The sequence below is a fragment of the Mesorhizobium sp. CA13 genome, from assembly GCF_020165235.1.
Lineage (GTDB): Bacteria > Pseudomonadota > Alphaproteobacteria > Rhizobiales > Rhizobiaceae > Mesorhizobium.
In genome coordinates, this window is record NZ_JAIUHS010000003.1 from 1 (window position 1) to 19,283 (window position 19,283).

19 protein-coding genes are annotated in these 19,283 nt (G+C 60.8%); 4 read left to right on the forward strand and 15 right to left on the reverse strand.

The features are described 5' to 3' along the window. From LB566_RS08940 to cyoA, 13 genes are all read right to left on the reverse strand, one after another. On the reverse strand, nucleotides 1-469 hold a 469-nt coding region (locus LB566_RS08940; protein ID WP_224624134.1), incomplete at its 3' end, for a cytochrome c oxidase assembly protein. After that, entirely contained in the window at nucleotides 466-807 is a 342-nt protein-coding gene (locus tag LB566_RS08945) for a hypothetical protein (protein ID WP_140552158.1), read from the reverse strand. The genes LB566_RS08940 and LB566_RS08945, both read right to left, overlap by 4 nt. 1 nt (nucleotide 808) lies before the next feature. Beyond that, a complete protein-coding gene (locus LB566_RS08950) occupies nucleotides 809-1,414 on the reverse strand; it encodes a cytochrome c oxidase subunit 3 (protein ID WP_224624135.1) in 606 nt (201 codons plus the stop codon). Beyond that, nucleotides 1,411-3,387 carry a cytochrome c oxidase subunit I gene (gene ctaD, locus LB566_RS08955; protein WP_224624136.1) on the reverse strand — a complete coding sequence of 659 codons (1,977 nt, stop codon included), beginning with the start codon at nucleotides 3,385-3,387 and terminating at the stop codon, nucleotides 1,411-1,413. Before ctaD ends, LB566_RS08950 begins: the two co-directional genes overlap by 4 nt. After that, on the reverse strand, nucleotides 3,384-4,355 hold the full coding sequence (gene coxB / locus LB566_RS08960) for a cytochrome c oxidase subunit II (protein WP_224624137.1): 972 nt from the start codon (nucleotides 4,353-4,355) through the stop codon (nucleotides 3,384-3,386). Before coxB ends, ctaD begins: the two co-directional genes overlap by 4 nt. 38 nt (nucleotides 4,356-4,393) lie before the next feature. After that, a complete protein-coding gene (locus LB566_RS08965; protein WP_224624138.1) occupies nucleotides 4,394-4,927 on the reverse strand; it encodes a c-type cytochrome in 534 nt (177 codons plus the stop codon). Next, nucleotides 4,924-5,715: a substrate-binding domain-containing protein gene (locus LB566_RS08970; RefSeq protein WP_411910464.1), complete on the reverse strand. Its 792-nt coding sequence runs from the start codon at nucleotides 5,713-5,715 to the stop codon at nucleotides 4,924-4,926. Before LB566_RS08970 ends, LB566_RS08965 begins: the two co-directional genes overlap by 4 nt. Before the next feature lie 58 nt (nucleotides 5,716-5,773). Then, nucleotides 5,774-7,534: a methanol/ethanol family PQQ-dependent dehydrogenase gene (locus tag LB566_RS08975; RefSeq protein ID WP_224657933.1), complete on the reverse strand. Its 1,761-nt coding sequence runs from the start codon at nucleotides 7,532-7,534 to the stop codon at nucleotides 5,774-5,776. A 122-nt stretch (nucleotides 7,535-7,656) separates the two neighbouring features. Continuing rightward, entirely contained in the window at nucleotides 7,657-8,493 is an 837-nt protein-coding gene (locus LB566_RS08980) for a GlcG/HbpS family heme-binding protein (RefSeq protein WP_224624141.1), read from the reverse strand. 648 nt (nucleotides 8,494-9,141) lie between these two features. Further along, nucleotides 9,142-9,552 (reverse strand): cytochrome o ubiquinol oxidase subunit IV, encoded by a 411-nt coding sequence (gene cyoD / locus LB566_RS08985; protein ID WP_140517457.1) that lies wholly within the window; start codon nucleotides 9,550-9,552, stop codon nucleotides 9,142-9,144. Further along, nucleotides 9,549-10,223 (reverse strand): cytochrome o ubiquinol oxidase subunit III, encoded by a 675-nt coding sequence (cyoC, locus tag LB566_RS08990; protein WP_224624142.1) that lies wholly within the window; start codon nucleotides 10,221-10,223, stop codon nucleotides 9,549-9,551. Before cyoC ends, cyoD begins: the two co-directional genes overlap by 4 nt. After that, a complete protein-coding gene (gene cyoB / locus LB566_RS08995) occupies nucleotides 10,220-12,223 on the reverse strand; it encodes a cytochrome o ubiquinol oxidase subunit I (protein WP_224624143.1) in 2,004 nt (667 codons plus the stop codon). Before cyoB ends, cyoC begins: the two co-directional genes overlap by 4 nt. A 2-nt stretch (nucleotides 12,224-12,225) precedes the next feature. Then, the gene (cyoA, locus tag LB566_RS09000; RefSeq protein WP_411910465.1) at nucleotides 12,226-13,095 is read right to left on the reverse strand and encodes a ubiquinol oxidase subunit II; all 870 of its coding nucleotides are present in this window, start codon (nucleotides 13,093-13,095) and stop codon (nucleotides 12,226-12,228) included. A gap of 653 nt (nucleotides 13,096-13,748) precedes the next feature. Here cyoA and LB566_RS09005 point away from each other — a divergent pair. The 4 genes from LB566_RS09005 to LB566_RS09020 all read left to right on the forward strand — a co-directional run bounded on the left by LB566_RS09005 (nucleotide 13,749) and on the right by LB566_RS09020 (nucleotide 16,761). Then, nucleotides 13,749-14,054: a preprotein translocase subunit YajC gene (locus tag LB566_RS09005; RefSeq protein WP_140552148.1), complete on the forward strand. Its 306-nt coding sequence runs from the start codon at nucleotides 13,749-13,751 to the stop codon at nucleotides 14,052-14,054. Between the two features lie 102 nt (nucleotides 14,055-14,156). Then, nucleotides 14,157-14,375 (forward strand): hypothetical protein, encoded by a 219-nt coding sequence (locus LB566_RS09010; protein WP_224624145.1) that lies wholly within the window; start codon nucleotides 14,157-14,159, stop codon nucleotides 14,373-14,375. A 5-nt stretch (nucleotides 14,376-14,380) separates the two neighbouring features. Then, on the forward strand, nucleotides 14,381-15,376 hold the full coding sequence (locus LB566_RS09015) for a YihY/virulence factor BrkB family protein (RefSeq protein ID WP_224624146.1): 996 nt from the start codon (nucleotides 14,381-14,383) through the stop codon (nucleotides 15,374-15,376). A 932-nt stretch (nucleotides 15,377-16,308) separates the two neighbouring features. Then, entirely contained in the window at nucleotides 16,309-16,761 is a 453-nt protein-coding gene (locus LB566_RS09020; RefSeq protein ID WP_224624147.1) for a universal stress protein, read from the forward strand. Between the two features lie 139 nt (nucleotides 16,762-16,900). On the opposite strand, the gene LB566_RS09025 is transcribed toward LB566_RS09020, so the two are convergent. Next, nucleotides 16,901-17,506, reverse strand: a complete 606-nt coding sequence (locus LB566_RS09025) for a L,D-transpeptidase (RefSeq protein ID WP_224624148.1) — start codon at nucleotides 17,504-17,506, stop codon at nucleotides 16,901-16,903. Between the two features lie 250 nt (nucleotides 17,507-17,756). After that, on the reverse strand, nucleotides 17,757-18,824 hold the full coding sequence (locus tag LB566_RS09030) for a helix-turn-helix domain-containing protein (protein WP_224624149.1): 1,068 nt from the start codon (nucleotides 18,822-18,824) through the stop codon (nucleotides 17,757-17,759). Nucleotides 18,825-19,283: the final 459 nt, after the last annotated feature.

The following is a 19,283-nucleotide window of genomic DNA, read 5'->3' on the forward strand; positions in this document are numbered from 1 at the left end:
ATATCGCGATCCCGTGAACAATCGTTGCGGTGACAGGCCGGCTCGCAAAGGTCCAGAGCGCTCGCAGCGATTTGCCACGCCCAACCATACCCAGGGCACGCCGAAACGTTACGGGAAATGCCCACAACAGAGCAGGGGCGGGGCAGGCGATGACCAGCAGCGGCGCAGCCACCGCCATCAGCAACTCGTGCTCGATCATGTGCGCGGCAAACAGCCGCTCGCCGAGAGCATGGATCGGGCTCACCAAGGCCGCCGTCAGCACGCTCCAGCCGGCGGCAAACAGCAGTGCCTGACGCATCCTGAGGGGACGGCCGCGAGCGCTGCGGCGCCACAGGCGCATCGCACCGGCCATGTAGATGAGCGCAACGGCAGTCAGCGGAACCGTGATGGGAAGCGCAAGTGTCCATCCGGCCTCGGGCGCGCCGGAGCCGTAGCAGATCGAGGTGGAGAAGAGCGTGGCCAGGTTCATCGCAGACACTCGTCCAGGATGAGTGCGGCGCTGCCCTGCATGATGATGACCAGTGCAAACAGCAGAGCCGCCAGCATGCCGAGATCGGCGACGAAATGCTCAGTACCGCGCGTGCGCGATGGTTTGAAAGCGGCGCCGCCTTGCCGCTTTGCCTGCCAGGACAGAGCACCGCCCAGAAGCGAGAACAAGGCAAGCAGCAACGCTACGGGAAGCACGACCGGCACCTGGTGATTGCATTGCCAGGGCACCAGCGCGTAGTTCAATTGGGTCGAGACCGCCCAACCCAACGGGCCCGACAAAAGTCCACCCCAGGACGTTCCTAACTGCACCGCGCGCATGTCAGCCGAGCCTCGGTACCCAGTAAATCAGCACATAGATCGGAAGCCAGGTTGCGACCACGAAATCCCAATAGAAAACGTTGTCGCCGACGTCGCCGAAGCGTCGTCCGTTATAACCATGGCGCGTGAACATCAGCACCGTCAGCACGATCGTGTCGCCGACGTCTGTTATCAGATGCGTGGTGTGGAGCCCGAGCAGCACCCAAAGCATTGAGCCGTAGGCGTTCGTATCCCAATAGACGTTCAAGGCCGGAAACTCGAACCAGCGCACAAGGAGCGGGGCGAGGCCGAGCAGCGACATGACAACCAGCCCGATCCGCACTGGTACGATGGCGCATTGCTTGGCATAGTGGTCGAGGATGTGGTTCGGCACCAGACTGGCGATCAGCAGAAGCGTGACGATCGTTCCTGGCCAATGGTTCGGCTGCGGTGCACTCAACCGCCATTCAGGCCACGAGAGCGCCAGGTAAAGATAGGCGGCTGCGGCGAGCGCAAAGCCGGTGCCCTCCAGAGCCATGAAGCCCAACGTGCCCCACCAGGTAGGGCTGCGCGGACCATGCCCAAAGGTGGGGAGCCCGGAAACATCTGTGACGGGACGCTCGTTCATTCCTCGTCCTCCGGATCACCTTTTGGCCAGAACCAACCGATCAAGGTGACGGCGATTGGCAGGGCGCCCCACACGATGGCCCAGGGCGTGAAGATCGAATAGAGAAACGTGCTGCCTACGGCGAGCGCCGCAAATAGCGGCCAGATCGAGGGTGTCGCCGATTTCTCGCGGATGTCGGGATGGGCTTCGGCGACTGTTGACACCAGCAGCTCGCGCGTGTCGACGCGAAGCCCGGTCGCTACAGGCAGGGCGTCGCGCTCGGCCCAGAGTGGCTCCACGTTGGTGACGACCGGAATGCGGGCGAAATTATAGCTCGGCGGTGGTGAGAACGTCGCCCATTCCAGCGTGCCGGCATCCCACGGATTGCTGCCTGCCGGCGCGCCTTTCGACGCGCCATGTGCAAGATTGAAGGTGAACAGGACGAAGCTCAGGAAGAAGACCACCGCACCTGCTGTTATGAACAGGTTGATGTTTCCCCAGCCAAGCTCGGCTGGATAGGTATAGACCCGTCGCGGCATGCCCCACAGGCCGACGATGTGCATGGGAAAAAAGGCTGCGTTGAAGCCGATGAAGGCCAGCCAGAAATGCAAGCGGCCGAGGCGCTCGCTCATCATGCGGCCGGTGATTTTGGGAAACCAGAAATAGGCCGCGCCCAGCAGCGGGAATACCGATCCGCCGATCAGCACATAGTGGAAATGCGCGACGACGAAGTAGGTGTCGTGCACCTGCAGATCCAGCGGCACGGAGGCCAGCATGACGCCGGTGAGACCGCCGATGACGAAGATGAAGAAGAAGCCGAACACAAACAACAATGGCGTGCGGATCACCGGCCTGCCGTCCCACATCGTCGCCAGCCAGCAGAATATCTGCACCCCGTTGGGAATAGCGATCATCATGCTGGAAGCTGTGAAGAAGCTGGCGCCGAGCTTGGGCAGGCCTGTCGCGAACATGTGGTGGACCCACAGGCCGAAGGACAGGAAGCCGACCGCGATCAACGACAGAACCAGGCCGAGATGGCCGAACATCGGTCGCCGGGCGAAGGCCGGGATGATCGAGGAAACCATGCCGGTCGCCGGCAGGAATATGATGTAGACCTCGGGGTGGCCGAAGAACCAGAACAGATGTTGGAACAGCAAGGCGTCACCGCCTTCGGCCGGGTTGAAGATGTGCGTGCCGACCAGCCTGTCGAGAATCAGGAATGTCGAAGTGATCATCACCGCCGGCATTGCGAAGACGACGACAAAGGAGGTGACCAGCATTGCCCAGACGTATAGCGGGATCTTGTCCAGCGACATGCCGGGAGCACGCTGCTTCAAGACCGTGACGATCGTCGCTACCGCCACAGCCAGCGACGATACTTCGGTATAGGTAATCATTTGCGCCCAGACGTCGGCGCGCTTGCCAGGGGCGAATTCGGGGCCGGACAGCGGCACATAGGCGAACCAGCCGACATCCGGCGCCATGTTGAGAGCGAAAGACACCCAGGCGAACAGGCCGCCCGAGACATAGACCCAGTAACTGAATGCATTCAGCCGCGGAAACGCGATGTTGCGGGTGCCGACCATCAGCGGCACCAGATAAATGCCGGTCGCCTGAACGATCGGTACCGCGAACAGGAACATCATCGTGACGCCGTGCATCGTGAACAGCTGGTTGTAGAGGTCCGGCCCGATCAGCCCACGCTGCGGGCCCGAGAGCTGAACACGCATGGCCACTGCGTTGAGCCCGCCCAGACACAGAAAGATAAAGGCAGTGATCAGATACCGCCTGGCGATGACCTTATGGTCGACGCTCGAAAGCGCGCCGATGATGCCGGGAGGCGTACGCCAGGTGCGTTCCAGCCACCGCTGGAGGTCGGCTTTTTCCATGCCGGTATCGCGCGGTCCGTCCTGCTCGGGAGCAAGATCTCCCGTGGAGCCTGCTTCGTCTTCCGCCCGCAGGTCACGTCCGCTCGTCAGGCCGGCGCTGCTCATTTCAACCCCTCGAGATAGGCGACGATGGCATTGAGCTCGTCGCCATTGAGTTCCATTACGGGCATATGGGAGCCGGGCTTGATGCCTTGCGGGTCGGCGATCCAGGCAGCGAGATTACCGCGGCTCATCGTCAGCGTTCCGGCTGCGATAGTTTGCCGGCTCGCAATGTGGGTAAGATCAGGCGCCACTGTGCCGCCCGCGGGTGTGCCGCCGATCCTGTGGCACATCACGCAGGGCCGCCGGAGGAAAAGGTCGGCGCCGGCCTTGGCTTCGGCGTTCGCCGGAGCGGCGGCGGGCCGCAACTGGTCGTCCAGCCAGGCATCGAACTGCGGCCGCGGCTCGGCAATGATGAAGGTGCCCATGTTGGCGTGCTGCGCGCCGCAGAACTCAGCACATTGACCACGATAGACGCCTGGCTTGTCAGCCCTGATGTCCAGCACATTCATATATCCGGGGATGAGGTCGAGCTTGCCCGCAAGGCTTGGCACCCAGAAGGAGTGAATTACATCCGTCGAAGTCAAAAGAAGCCGAACCGGCTCGCCGGCTGGAATGTGGATCTCGTTCGCCGTCGTCAGGATGCGGCTTGGCTGAGCATTCTCGTAGCGCACTTCCCACCACCATTGGTGGCCGGTCACGCGGATCGTCAGCGCCTCATCCGATCCGATCCCGGCAAGGGTCCTGTTGGCGAAGAAGCTCAACAGGGTTAGCCCAATTAAGATCGCCGCCGTCACCCCAACCGCAGTCACGACCACGCGCATTTTGCGATGTTCGGAAGCGAGGTCGAGGACGAGCGGATCTTTTCCTGTTCGAGCCCGCCGGAACAGGGTGGCGACCAGCACGACCATCACCAGCATCCACACTGCCGCGCACAGTGCGGTGAAGAACCATATCAGCCAGGCGAGCTCGCCCGCGGCGGGGCCTTTCGGATCAAGAGCGGACTGCCAGCCGCTGCAACCTGCAAGGGCCAAGAGAGCGGTTGCGCAACACGCTTTTGGAAAAAAGCGTTTCACGGCGATTTCCCCAGCGTCGCGGCATCGGGCAGGCGATTTTCCGACGGATGGACCATCATGTCGTCGTTACGCTGCGGTGCGGCGGAGGAGGGCGCGTTGCCGCCCAACGAACGCACGAAGGCTGCAAGCTCCCAAATCTGATCATCGGGAATCTTGTTTCGAAAGCTCGGCATGCCGTTAGGCCGACCGTCCCGGATCGTTGCGTGGATACTCTCGATCGAGCTGCCGTAAATCCACTTTTGATCCATCAGCGCCGGTCCCATGCCGCCGCCGCCATTGGCATGGCACCCCGAGCAATTGAACCAGCTGAACAGGCGCTTGCCCTCGCTGAGATGAAAGGCGTTGGCCTCGAAGCTGGCCGCCTTGTTGTCGCTTGGGGATGGCCTTTGGCCGCCTGGCTCCAACGCAGTCACCGGCGTTGGCTGTTGGCCGGACCCAAGGGCCGATTGCGGACGTGTCTCGCGCTCTTCCCGCTGGCAAGCGGCAAGGGCCAGCATCGCCGACAAGAGCACGGTGAGGTTCCGCCTCATCGGTCCGCGCTCCCGCCGGTATCAAGGCGCGGTACACCGTATCGGGCCAGGGTCGCGTCGATCTCAGCCTTGTGCTTGGCAAGGGCTGCATCCACTTCGTCGCGCAGCGCGTCGTCCCCGCGTCGGACGCCCATGGAGATGTCGTAGACCATTGGCAATTGAGGCCCGTCGATTCGAGGTGTCACGGGCGTGATGCGCAGCGGTATCTTCTGCTTGGCGGCGAAATAACCAGCGAGCGGGCCCCAGACGACGGCAACATCGATCTCGCCGCTGGCCACCGCCTCGACAATGCGCGCGGGCGGGTTGGGGGCCGAATAGTCGCCATAGACTGGATAGCCGACGAGATGACCGACAATGCCGCGGCGGCCGAGTGCCTGGACCGGTGGGGAATTGGCCCCGTCATCGCCGATGAGCTGCACGCCGATGCGCAAAGTGCGCAGGCGTGGATCGTTGAAAGACGTGATCTCGGGACTGTCCTTCCGCGTCACGAAGACATAGGTCGAGCGGTAATAGGGAGCGGTGGCGCGGAGAATTTCGAGATTGGCGGGGGTGCCGGGTATGAGATCGCACAGGCCTGCCTTGAGCGTGTTGCGAACGAAACCGCGGCGTTGGGCCCACCAGGTATAGGAAAGTCTTGCATCCAGTTCTTTGGCGATGATCTGGGCAATCTTGTTTTCGAAGCCCTGTCCAGCGGCGTTGGAAAACGGCATGTTGTTAGGGTCGGCACACACCTTGAGTTCACGTGCGTCGGCGGCAACCGCGAAGAGCAGCGAGGCAAACGCTACCACCGCGGCTACAAGATGTCCGTTCGCCTCGCGTCTTCGAACTGCCGTCAACTCGAAAGCATCAGGGGAGCCGGAACACATAGAGCGTGCCTCCCGCCGTGGTCGCGTTCTTCAGGTCTTTCATCGCGTTGACGAAGCCGAGCGCGGCGGTAGCGTCGCGCGGGTCGAGGTCGCCTGACACGATCGCGCCGGCCCAACCACCGACGCCCGACAGGATCGCGACATATTGGTGTCCGTCGGGGCCGCGATAGGTGACCGGCTGCCCAATAATCCCGGACGAGGTCTTGAACTGCCAAAGCAATTCCCCTGTCCTTGCGCTCACAGCTTTGAACCAGCCTTCCATTGTGCCGTAGAAGACGACGTTGCCGGCGGTTACGACCGCGCCGCTCCACACCGGAAAATTTTCTTTCAGGCTCCAGGCTGGCTTTGCCGCGGCGATGTCCCAGGCGGTGAAGGCACCGCGGTTGCCGCCCGGGCCCGGGATCATGCGCACATTCATGCCGACATAGGGGGTGCCGGCGATGTAGTTCACCTCGAGGCCCTCTTCGTCCATGCACAGATTGTTGTGTGGGATGTAGAGCAGCCCTGTCTTGGGCGAGAACGCGGATGGCTGCCAATCCTTGAGCCCGGATGCTGTCGGGCAGATATCCCGGATCACCTTGCCGGTGCCGGTTTTCTTGTCGGGGTTTTCGATCAGGCGCCCGGTTTTCAGATCGACGCCCTTGCTGGAATTAACGGCCCCATAGGGTGTCGCCGACAGGACCTCCCCGGTGGTCCGATCCAGAATGTAGAGATAGCCGTTGCGCTCCGGGCGGACCAGCACCTTGCGCGGCTTACCCTGCCAATTCATATCGAGCAGGATCTGCTCGTTGATGCCGTCGTAATCGTGCAGGTCGTGTGGGCTCCATTGGTAGAACCATTTCGCGGCCCCGGTATCGGGGTCGCGCGCGAAGATGCCGGAGGTCCATTTGTTGTCGCCGGGCCGAAGGTCCGGATTCCACGGCCCTGGATTGCCGGTCCCGTGATAGATCAAGTTGAGGTCCGGATCGTAAGAGATCCAGCCCCACATGTTGCCGCCGCCGATCTTCCAGGCTTCGGGCGGCCATGTGGTCACGCCAAGGTCCTTGCCCCTGTCCATGTCGTAATGCGGCTTGAAATCCGGTCCGATCAGCACGTCCTTGTCGGGTCCGGTGCCGTAGGCCGTCCAGACGACATGTCCGTCGCCCGCGTCCAGCGCCTTGACCCAGCCGCGCACCCCCATCTCGCCGCCGGAATTGCCGACCAGCACTTTGCCCTTCACCACAAGCGGCGCCATGGTTATGGTCTCGCCGATATTGATGTTGCCGACATGCGCGTTCCACACCGGTTGGCCAGTGGCGGCATCCAGCGCGATCGTGTGACCATCCAGCGTGTTGAAGAAGAGGCGCCCGTCGGCGAAGACCGCACCGCGGTTGACGACGTCGCAGCAGGCAACGCCCTGCGCGGCAGGTTCAGGATTTGGCTCATATTTCCATTTCATCGGCGCGCCCGGCTTGGAAAGATCGAGCGCGTAGACGATGTTTGGAAAAGGCGTCACGATATACATCGTGTTTCCGACGACGAGTGGCGCCGCTTCCTGACCCTTGTTCACTCCGGTCGAAAAGGTGAAGGCAACTTGAAGGTTCTTGACATTGTCCTCGTTAATGTCCGCCAATTCGCTGTAGCGCGTCGAGGCATAATTCTTAGCCGGCATTGTCCACTGGCCGTCATCGGGTGGCGCGGCCGCGGCGGGCGGTGCGATGGCGGGTGTGACCGCAGACTGCGCGGCCGCGGCGTTCAGCAATGAGCAGCCTGCGGCCAGCACCAGCCACTTCAACGGCCTAAAGTCAAAACACCGGCCCCTTTCCGTTCCTCGACCGTCTGGTGTCGCCCATGCGTATTTCCCCGCCAGTTTCAGCAATCCCCTCATTTGCGGATCGAACCTCCCACTCCGGCGCCGAGTTCCGCAGCGATGTCCGCCTCGGTTCCCGCGCACAACGGATGACCCCAACCGGAGGCGCTCTTTCCGCCGGGATCGAGATCGTAGATGATAGCGTCCTTGGCGTTGGGATTGACGCCCGCCGGAACCTTGTCCAACCCTAGGTCCACACGCAGCCGCCAAGCGACATTGTGATCGGCGCACGAGGAGTCGCCGCTGATGCCAAGCCCGCCGACAATCGTTTTGCCGTCGTAGAGAGCAAGGCCGCCGCCAAATGCCACGACGCCGCCGATCGGCTTGCCAATCAGCGGATCGCTCGCACTCCCAAAGGCCTTGCTGTCGCCGGCATAGGCGGCTGCCTGGTTGACAGGATTGGTAAGCTGCAAGCCGAACAAGGGGGCGCCTGGCTGAACAGACGCATATAGGTTCGCCGTCGAGAGAGCCATCTGGGCAACGCTGAGCCCGTTGGCCGTGCTGGCCTTTTCGGCTGCGATCAGCCGGCTGCCGGGCCACTGCGCATCGCTGGTGGGGCCACTGAACGCAACAGCGCAAACTGTTCCGTCACGCGTGACGATCGCCGCCCATTCATTGGTCTCGAAGCCGCCATTGGCAGGGCCGCCGCTTGCTTTGACGTTTGCCTTGAGGGCAGCCAGGAGCTTGGCGTGGTCGGCGGGGCAGGGTAGCTGTGCCCAAGCCCTGCTTTGCAGCAAGGCGCAATTAACGAGTACCAGGAGGCTGAAAGCCAGGGAGAAAAGCTGTGGGCGACCCATGATCCGGAGCATTCGTTGAACACAACGTGGAAAGTGAGAGCGCTCACAGAGCAAGGAATCCCCTCGCAAACTGAGCTATGTTCCCGCACTTTCAATGGAACTCGGACGAGGCCCCTATGTTCCTACTTCCTGAAATTATGATGAAAGGCATAGACGCTGCGACATAGGCAGCAGCTCATTGAAAAGGCATCGACGCAGCTCGTTGGTCACCTTCCATGTTGGCCGCAGCAGGATGACAGCCCGGAAAAACACGCTTGGTCACGCATGCGGCCAGCCGAGGTCCGAGGTAGTCTAAGCCACCATCCGAAGCGGCAAGGTGTGACGGGAAATGATGCGTCCGAGTTCGCCTTCGTCCTCGATGCCGCCCTGGATCCGCCGTCGCCAGCGCTACGGGATCGCGTCCAGGTCAAGACCGGGGCATGCGGCTGCCAGAAGGCGAGGGAGCCTGCCCTCATCACACCCTGGCCCGCTAATCCGGCGCAACTATGTATTTCGCAGCGTCCAAGGTGCAAACGCCGTGCGGACTGTGAGCTATGGGCAAGTTTTCCAACAGAGCATCGTCATCACTGGGGGTACGAGTGGTATCGGCTTGGCTCTCCGCACCTATGGATTTTCGACGCCTGAAGGTGCAGACGCTATGCGCAAGGTAGCCGAACCGATGGACGGGCGGTCTTGCGCCCAGGCCACGGAGCTGGAACCGCATCATGGCATCATGTGAGCCTGATGCGCATCCATCGCTCCCATGTTCTGGCTGAGATGATTCATGATCCACACCGAGCCCAAAACGACCAAGGTCACGATCAGCACGCCGAAAGCGAGCGCGAGCACGTTGTTGGTGTTGTCAGGTCCTGTCGTCAGGTGCAGGAAGAAGACGAGATGGACGCCCATTTGGGCGATGGCAAGCACCGTCAGGGCCGAGATCACGGCCGGCTGGTAAATTAGATCGGTTTGTGCCGCGATGAAGGACGCCACTGACAACAGGATTGCCAGGCCAAAGCCCAGCAGATAGCCGGAAAGGCCTCCCGCCACCTCGTGTTCCTCGCTGCGTTCTTCGCCTGGTGCGGAATCGCGGCGGTCAAGCATGTCCTCGTTCCGGCTGTCCATTTCGCTCATGATGACGCTCCCAGCAGATAGACCAGGGTGAAGATGGCGATCCAGATGATGTCGAGCGCGTGCCAGAACAGGCTGAAGCAGTGAAGCCGGCGCAATATGTCGGGACGAAAGCCTTTTATCCAGAGCTGCGCCATCATGGTGCCGAGCCAAAGCAGGCCAAGTCCAACATGGGTTCCGTGGCAGCCCACAAGGGCGAAGAACGCGGACAGGAAGGCGCTACGTGATGGACCCGCCTGCTCATTCACCATGGCCGCGAATTCCTGCACCTCCAGGAACAGGAAGGCTGCACCAAGCAGGCCGGTCACCAGCAACCAGAACTGGGTGGCGGCCATCGACCGGCGGTGGGTCGCGAGCATCGCAAGGCCGCCGGTGAAGCTCGAGGTGAGCAGCAGCGCCGTCTGTGCCGCGACGCGCGTCAACTCAAACAGCTCCTTGCCTGTTGGCCCGCCCGCCGCCGAATTGGACAGGACGGCATACGCGGCGAAGAAAGCCGAGAACATTATGATGTCCGACAACAGGAAGATCCAAAAGCCGTAGGCAACCGTGACGAACTTGGAGGCGGGGCCACCCTCGCCGTGGCCGGTCGCCGAGAACACGTGATGGCCATGCCCTGCGGTGCGACCCAGCCGGTAGGGATCGTGCGTTGCGGTGTCGGCGGAGATGTCGCTCATGCCACACGCTCGCGTCTGCGCATCCAGGCAAGCTGGGCTGCCTTGCGGTCAAGATCGATGCGACCGACCTCGTCGGCAGGGATCTCGTAATCGCCATGCTCGCGCCAGGCGAATACAACGAAGGTGGCATAGGCCCCGATGAAGCCGACAATCGCCAACCACCAGATGTGCCAGATGAGCGCGAAGCCAATCAGAGTGCTGAAGAAGGCGGTGATGAAGCCTGTGGGGCTATTTCGCGGCATCTCGATCGCCTCGTAGTCTTCTTCGGTCTCCTGACTCTGCTCGTCCATTGCCCTTTGCTTGATGGTCCAGTAGGGCTCCTCGTTTTCGACATGCGGTAGCCGCGCGTAGTTGAAGACGGGCGGTGGCGAGGATGTCGACCATTCCAGCGAGCGCCCGTCCCAAGGATCGCCGGTCTCGTCGCGCAACTCGTCGCGATGCCTGATCGAGACGACAAGCTGCGTGATTTGGCATGCGGCGCCGACGATCATCACCACGATTCCGAAGGCCGCCACGACAAGCCACGGCGCCCACATATCCATATCGATATGCTGAAGGCGGCGGGTCATGCCGAGAAGGCCGACGATATAGAGCGGCACGAATACCAGAATGTAGCCGGCAAGCGTGACCCAGAACGCCGCCTTGCCCCAACCCTCATGCAGCCGGAACCCGAAGGCTTTCGGGAACCAGTAGGTGAAGCCGGCAAAGGCCGCGAACAGCACGCCCGAGATGATGACGTTGTGAAAATGCGCCACGAGAAAGAGCGAATTGTGCAGCATGAAATCGGCCGGCGGAACGGCGAGCAGCACGCCGGTCATGCCGCCGATGATGAACGTGGTGACAAAGCCTAGCGCCCACAGCATTGGCGTTTCGAAGCGCACGCGCCCGCCATACATGGTGAAGAGCCAGTTGTAGATCTTGACGCCGGTGCCGACGGCGATAACCGAGGTGGCGATGCCGAAAGCCGCATTGACATCGGCGCCGGCGCCCATGGTGAAGAAGTGGTGCAGCCAGACCATGAAGGAGACGATGCAGATGAACATCGTCGCCGCAACCATCGAACGATAGCCGAACAGCGGTTTCGACGAGAAGGTCGAGAAGATTTCCGAATAGATCCCGAAGGCGGGAAGCACGAGGATGTAGACCTCGGGGTGACCCCAGGCCCAGATGAGATTGACGAACATCATCTGGTTGCCCCCGGCTTCGTTGGTGAAAAAATGGAAGTCGAGATAGCGGTCGAGGGTTAGCATGGCGAGGGTTGCGGTAAGGATAGGGAATGCGGCGACGATGAGCATGTTGGAGGCAAGCGAGGTCCAGCAGAACATCGGCATGCGCAGATAGCCCATGCCTGGCGCGCGCATCTTGAGGATGGTGGTCGCCAGGTTGACGCCCGTGAGCAGGGTGCCGACGCCGGAGATCTGAATCGACCACAGATAATAGTCGACGCCGACGCCTGGCGAGTAGGTCGTCTCCGACAGCGGTGCATAAGGCAGCCAGCCGGTGCGCGCGAACTCGCCGACGACGAGCGAAATGTTGACCAGCAGCGCGCCGGTCGCGGTCAGCCAGAAGCTCACTGAATTCAGCGTCGGGAAGGCGACGTCGCGGATGCCGAGCTGCAGCGGGATGACGAAATTCATCAGCCCAATGACAAAGGGCATCGCGGCGAAGAAGATCATGATCGTGCCGTGGGCCGAAAAGACCTGGTCGTAGTGCTCCGGCGGCAGGTATCCCGGTCCGTGGATGGCGAGCACCTGCTGGGTGCGCATCATGACGGCGTCAACGAAGCCGCGCAGAAGCATCAGCGCCGCCAGCACGATATACATGACGCCAATGCGTTTGTGGTCGACGGAGGTTATCCACTCATGCCAAAGATAGGGCCAGTAGCCTTTTATCGTTACCCAGGTCAGAACGGCGGCGGCGGCCAGGAAGACGATCAGGGCCGCGCCGAGCGGAATAGGCTGGTCAAAGGGAACGGCCGACCAGTCGAGCTTGCCGAGCATCGTCATCCTCCTTCATCGTGCTGATGAGCCATGGGCGGCGCTCCCGCCTTGGGCTCAGCTTTCGGGCTCACCTGCGGCCCTCCGGCGGCAGTTCCAGCAGGTCCCGGCCCTGGAGGCAGCGTCTGGCGCACGACCGCATCGAACAAGCCCGGCTGCACATGGCCGAACGAGGATGCCGGCGCGTTGATGCTTTGCCTGGCAAGCTGGCGATAGGCGCTGGCGTTGAGCACGCCGCCTCCGCCATGCAAGGAGGAGGCCCAACTGGCGAAGGCGTCAGCCGAGACTGCCCTGACACGGAAATTCATGTCCGAAAAGCCATCGCCACTGAAATGCGCCGAAAGGCCGAAGTACTCGCCCTCGCGATCAGCCTGCAGGTTGACCTCGGTCTGCATGCCATTCATGGCATAGACCATGCTGCCGAGCTGCGGCACGAAGAAGGTGTTCATGACGCTGGCCGAAGTTAGTCTGAAACGTACCGGCATGCCGGTTGGAATAACCAGCTGGTTGACCGTTCCGACACCTTGATCGGGATAGAGGAACAGCCATTTCCAGTCGAGCGCCACCACCTGGATTTCGATTGGCGGCCGGCTGGAGTCGATCGGCTTGCGAGGATCGAGATGGTACGATCCATAATAGATCAAGCCACCGAGGAAGAGGATGGTCAGCGTCGGAATCGACCAGACGATGAGCTCGATCCGGCCGGAATACGTGAACTCTGGATCATACCGAGCCCTGCTGTTCGAGGCACGAAATATCCAGGCAAAGGCAAGCAGCGCGACCAGCGTCGGAATGACGATGACCAGCATCACGGCCAGTGAGTTCAGGAGGATCGTGCGGTTCCCCGCGCCGACCGGTCCCTGCGGGTCGAGCACGCCTCCCGCGCAACCCGACAGGGTAACCGCTGCGAAAATCCAGAGAAGCGATAGGCCTCGACTACAACAGTGTAACACTGCAAAACATCACAGCCAGCCGCCGTCCCCGGGATGAGTACCTGCATAACTGCGGCGCGGGCTGCTTGTTCCGCAAAGGCGCGCTTTTGTTTCCAACGGCGACGGCCACTGCATCGATGACGGAGCGTCTCGCGCGCCCCACGCTCCGATCTCAACTTGTTCTACGTCAGCGCTACGGCAAGCTGGCCCGCGTGGTCGGCCTGCCTTGTCGGCCACGCAATTCGCCTCGACACTTCGCGAAAGAGACTGCGCCTAACGTGCTGGAGGCCGGATGCTTCTCCTGCGGAAATGGACAGCAAATGTCCACTCGGGTGCTATGGCGAACGCGAGCCCTACAAGATGCAACCCAAACTCGGGCGAGACGCCGTTGCGCGCTGGGACGTTTCGCGATCACGCAATATCGGCTGGCTTGGCTCTTAAAGGTTCCGCCCCGTGTGTTCCTCCCCGGCGAGCTGTTGAGCTCGCGACTCGCGATGCGCGTCAGCAGGTCTCCGATTGCCTGCTATGTAGGTGCGATTTCAGGCAACCAACTCGAGCTGCCAGCATTGATTTGGGACAGTCTCGGGAGAAATGCCATGCTGCAATTCAACCTGCCTCGAGAAGTTGCAATCGGTGATGAAGTTGCCCTGACGAGTACGGTCATGGACATGCTTCCCAGTGGACGCGCTAGGGTGAGCATCCCCTCCTATGATCGTCCTTATGCAATCGATGCGCCCCCCAGAACTCACGTCGGAGACAAAGTCGTTCTTGTTGGGGACGTCACTCGGGTCGATCTTGAAACCAACAAGCTGAGCGTACGGATTGACTGTGGCGGTGTGGTTACCGTCCACATGTCGGCAATCATAAGGCTCAAGAAAAATTGCGCGGCCCGAAATGGCTGACGCATCACCCTGCGACGTAAAGCTCGCCAACGAGGCCGAGCTCGCGGGATGGGATTATCCACGCCATCTCGCCGCGTCAGCCTTACCGACGGGCTGCGCTCGATGAAGCTTGATCCCATTGGCGAAGTGGCCGAACTCGCGCGCTATATCGGCCACTGGGAGCCGAGCCATGAAGCGCTTGACGCCGACCGTGCGATCCAGACCGGGGTCCGCATCGCGGTGCTGGCAGTGGCGGAAGCGGTCAGAGACCGACGTGCAGGGCAGTTTCCGCCGATCGTGACAGGCCACGACGCTCCGCGTCCGATATGGCGTGACGGATGAGGGAGATGCCACACTGGGTTCGCGGTGCCTGGATTCTCTTGAAGGATGCCGTCACCGGCTTCATCAACGACAATGCGTTGAGCCACGGGGCAGCGGTGGCTTTCTACGCCACGACATCGCTGGCGCCGATCCTTCTGATCGTCGTGGCGGTCGCTGGTCTGGCAGTGGGCAAGGATGCGGCCCAGCTCGCCCTGTCGGCGGAGATATCCGGTGCCATGGGCGCGCAGAGTGCCGATCTACTCAAGGCGACGATCGAGACGGCTTCGCACCGATGGTCCGGGACGCTTGCCACGGTCATCGGATTGGTGACGCTCTTCTTCACTGCCTCCGGTGTTTTCGGTGAGATGCAACAGTCGCTGAACGAGATCTGGAAGGTAAAAGCCGACGGCCTGTCGCTTTCGCGCCTGGTGCGGGCGCGTGCGGTAAGTCTCGGCCTGGTTGCCGCACTGGGCTTCATGCTGATGGTATCGCTGGCGGCAAGCGCAGCGATCACCGCGCTAAGCGAAGTCATCAATCACCACCTGCCGTTCGGCGAACTGGTGCTCAGCACGGTCAACACGGTTGTCTCTTTCTTGCTGATTGGGCTGCTCTTCGCAGCGATCTACAAGGTCTTGCCGGATCGCACGCTCAAATGGCGCGATGTTGCCGTCGGGTCGGTGGTCACTGCGTTGCTGTTCACCATCGGCAAGTCGCTGATCGGCTGGTACATCGGCACCAGCGCGATAGCGACTTCCTACGGAGCGGCAGGCGCGCTGATGGTGGTGCTGCTTTGGGTGTATTATTCAGCGCAGATCTTCCTCTTCGGTGCAGAAATTACGCGCGCTTACTCGGTCAGGCGTGGAAGCCGGCCAGACCTTGCGCCGGTAGTGGTGTTGAGCGGCAACAAGATAGACACGCCGCGCCGGCCTGAAGTGCATGACGGCGAGATCGCCGCATGGATTGTCGTAGGCAGCCTGATCACCGCGCTGGTCTCGCAATTGTGGCGGCGAAAGCAGGATTGACGCCGCGCGGGGGGCACCGTTGCAAAAAGCGAAAGCCGTAGCATCTTGATCCAGCCCCATAGGGGCGCAGCACTACTGAGGACAACAGGATCCCGGCCGCTGCGCAGGAGCAAGGCGAAGGTTATCCGTGCTGTCCGGCAACCTTGGCCCGTGGAGGGCGGCGCGGTCGTGCCGCGCGTTTGGACGCTTGGCGTCTGTGGCTTTCGCAGAAGGAGTCGGTCTGCCACGGCGGGAGGTTCGACACAGCGCGAGCCTGCACTGTGCTCCGGCATTCAGGTACCGTGGTGGAGGACTTAGGCGTGCGAAGGCACTGTTTCCTTACCCTCGGACCTGCAAATCGGGGCCTTGGCTCGGGCTGTGTCGATCATCGGTAGCATCGCGCGTTCACCCTGATGGACACTCACCAGGCGGGATCGAAACCCCGGGAAAAAGCGGGTCGAAGCTGAGCGGCCGAGTTCTTCAAATCGGTGACAGTTAGCGGCTGGCCGTCTCCGAGGTCGACCGCGAAAATGCGGGCTCTACAGACAGGCGGTGACGGCTGCCGCCCCTCCAGTCAGAAATGGGCTTCTTTTCATGTGGAGATCCCCACCGAAAGATACATTGATCAAATCATATTGTTCGATTTCGGGGTCGAAAGAGGTATCGCTAACATATGTCATCGCAATAAGAAGAATTGGACGAGATGCAATTCATTGGGATAAATTGCACATAACGCAATGACCCGATGAATTGTAGGTTGAGCGGGCAACAAAGGCATTGCGAACATCTGTCGTCTTGTCTGTGATTTAACCATAGCTGGTACATGAGAAGGCGATTGGTGATCGGCGGGCCGGGCAAGCGCTATTCCTCCGGACTTGCAGTGCACCAACGTGCATATCTCGACTACTGTTGGTGTTGCCGGAACCGTGATCGACCAGGCAGGGAGAACTCAGATGTACACCAATATCCTCGTGAGCACGGATGGCTCCGACGTCGCCAGGAAGGGCGTTGAGCAGGGGATAGCCTTGGCGAAAGCCTTGGCTGCCAAGGCGACAGTTGTCACTGTCACGGAGCCAATGCTGATTGACTATGGAACCGGATTTACCTCCGGGTCTATTCCTTCGCAGGAGGAGGTTGATAGTTTTGAGGCCGCGAGCAAGGAATTCGCAGGGCAAGTCCTCGATCAAGTCAGGGAGGCAACTGACCGGATGGGGGTATCCGCGGAATTTCTACATGTCCCGGATGCCCACCCGGCCAAGGCGATTATCGACACCGCCAAGTCACGGGGCTGCGACCTGATTGTGATGGCTTCCCACGGCCGTCGTGGCATCAGAAAGCTTTTGCTGGGAAGCCAGACATCGGAGGTTCTCGCGGATGGAAGTGTGCCTGTATTGGTCGTACGGTAGCCAGACGAAACCGGAGAAGTGCCGGCTTCCTTTGCGCTCAACCTTCCGAAAGAGACGGTATCCTGTGACGACGATGTCTCCATGCGCCGGCCTCGGCATTTAGAGGCTGCCGCACCATGGCATCCATGATTGGCGCAGGCTAGACAACGATAACGCGGGCGCCGTTGCGCACTGTCCCGAAGAGTTCAAAAACATGCTCGTTCAACATCCGGATGCAGCCGGATGATGCAGCTTTTCCAATGGTCCAGGGCTCATTGGTCCCATGAATGCGATACAGCGTGTCCTGGCCATTGCGATACAGATACAGCGCCCGCGCGCCGAGAGGATTGTTTGGGCCTCCCGGAACGCGCTGCGGCAAGCTCGGGTTACGGCGTCGCATGTTGGCGGTGGGGGTCCAGGTCGGCCATTGGGCTCGTCGTCCAACGATTGCCTCTCCATCCCATCTCTGTCCGTCCCGACCGACTGCGATGCCGAAGCGGATCGCCCTGCCGGCGTCTTCGACATAGTACAGGAAGCGCTCCTGCTTGTTGATTAGGATGGTTCCGGCGGTTTCCCTGCCCAAGTAAGGCACCGTTTGCCGACGGAATTGCTGGGGGATGCGCGTCTTGTCTACGAGAGGGATGTCAAACGGCTGATCTGGAATTCTCCCGATATACCAACTTTTTTGGGAAGCTTCCGCACGCCCGGACAGCGCCAGAAATGATATTCCCCCAACGATCAGGGATCGTCTGCTCAAAGAATTCACCAAATGAACCTCCAAAATATAATGACTTGTTGGCTGGTATTTTGTGAGTTTCGATAAGCCTGTGCTATCGGGACCAACATTTCTGACATCGGCCTCTCCGCTTGAGGGTGCAATCTCTTATGCCGTACGAGCGCCTCGTCAGGCTGCGTGGTGTTCCCGGCGGGCAGTTCGACCGGCGTCCAATCTCCGGCTTCGCCAAGGAATGGGTTCACTCTTGTCTCGACAAGATTACCTCAGCCGGAGACTCCAATCACATACTCGAAAGCTGATGGCTGAGAAGGCAATTGTTAGCCAGGAGGCTGTTCAGGGAAGGTTTGCCGTTGTTCGACCGCTCCGCCAAAGGAGGATGCTTGAGGCCCAGCCAGCCCGCCTCCCGTGCCTCTTTGGGCGAAATTCCGAACTCGCGCCTGAATGTCCGGCTATATGTCGAGGGATCCATGAAGCCCCACTCCTCCGCAATGCTTGAAATCGGGCGTCCATCCGCGATGTTCCCGAGCGCGTCCCTCGTTTTCAGCAGCCGCTGTCGCCGGATATAGTGCGAGATGCCTCCGGCTGGTTCGAAAATCCGATAAAGTCGGGAGCGTGAAATGCCGAGGTCTTGCGAGAGCTTTCCCGGTGTCAGGTTCCGGTCGGCCAGATTGGCTACTATGATCTTGTTTGCGCGGGCCATGATGACCGCGTCGATCGGCTCCTGTGCTTCGAAAAAGTGATCCCGGGACGGGGAAATGCACGCGGCAAGCAGGCTGGTGGTCGCCGATGCGATATACGGGACGTCGTTTTCCGTGCGATCGGGGAAGGAATGATAGAGCAGCAGAACATAGTCGGCGACGAACGTAGCCATCTCGGGCCGGATATCGAGCGTGAAGGGTTGCGAGAAGGCGAAATCCCGCGGAAGGAATAGCGCAAGGACACCGTCATCCTCACCCTGATCTTCATGGGGTGCACCCAGGCATTGCCAGCGTAGCTGTCCCATTCTTGGCGGGCCGCCGCCCGCGGGGATTGTCTGGGGCACCGAGAGAGCCCAGTGGTCGAACACCGGACTCTTTCTGCTGCGCCACCGCCGACGGTACCCCATCCCGGGATATTCGATGAAAGCCAGCACGAGGCTCTCCAATCGCCACGCCCGCTCGCGCGCCGAGAACGAGCCGAACTCGTCTCGCAGCAATTCGACGTCGGCAATATTTGAGTGCCAACTCCGGAACAGGTCGAATTGCTCGGCCGGTGGCACCTGCGAGGTATCAACGTCTACGACGCATCTTAGAGGTTCCGCGGTCCCGATCGCTTCACTTTCGCTGACAATTGATGGCTTGTCTTGCATTGAGGCAAACTCATTGCTTGAAAGAGGGTGACGCCAACCCCATGGAGTTCTCGATCAAGAGACCAGACGTGTCGGGCTCATCCCCGGCGGATGTAGCCGCGGCGAGATCGAGGTTATGGGACTTGAAATCCCGACACCCGCACCTGCTTGGGTGGTATGGAGCCAGTCGACAAGAACATCTCGCCCAGCCAGCAGAATCGATGATGTGCGGATGTCGGCCGCGTGTATGGCAACTGCTCCAGCGATCGGCTCGCCAAGAGTATCGCTTCGTACTGTTACCTCCATCACAAGCTCCTATCGCGCTAGCAGATCAACAATGAACGATGTGCCTTTCGCAAGGAGACGGTCCTGACAATTAAAAATCCAGGGTGGAGTTATCGAAAATCGTGATGCTAATGACGAGAGCGCGGCCGAGCTTAAACGGTCATCGATTTTTGAAAAATATGCGAGGAATCCATA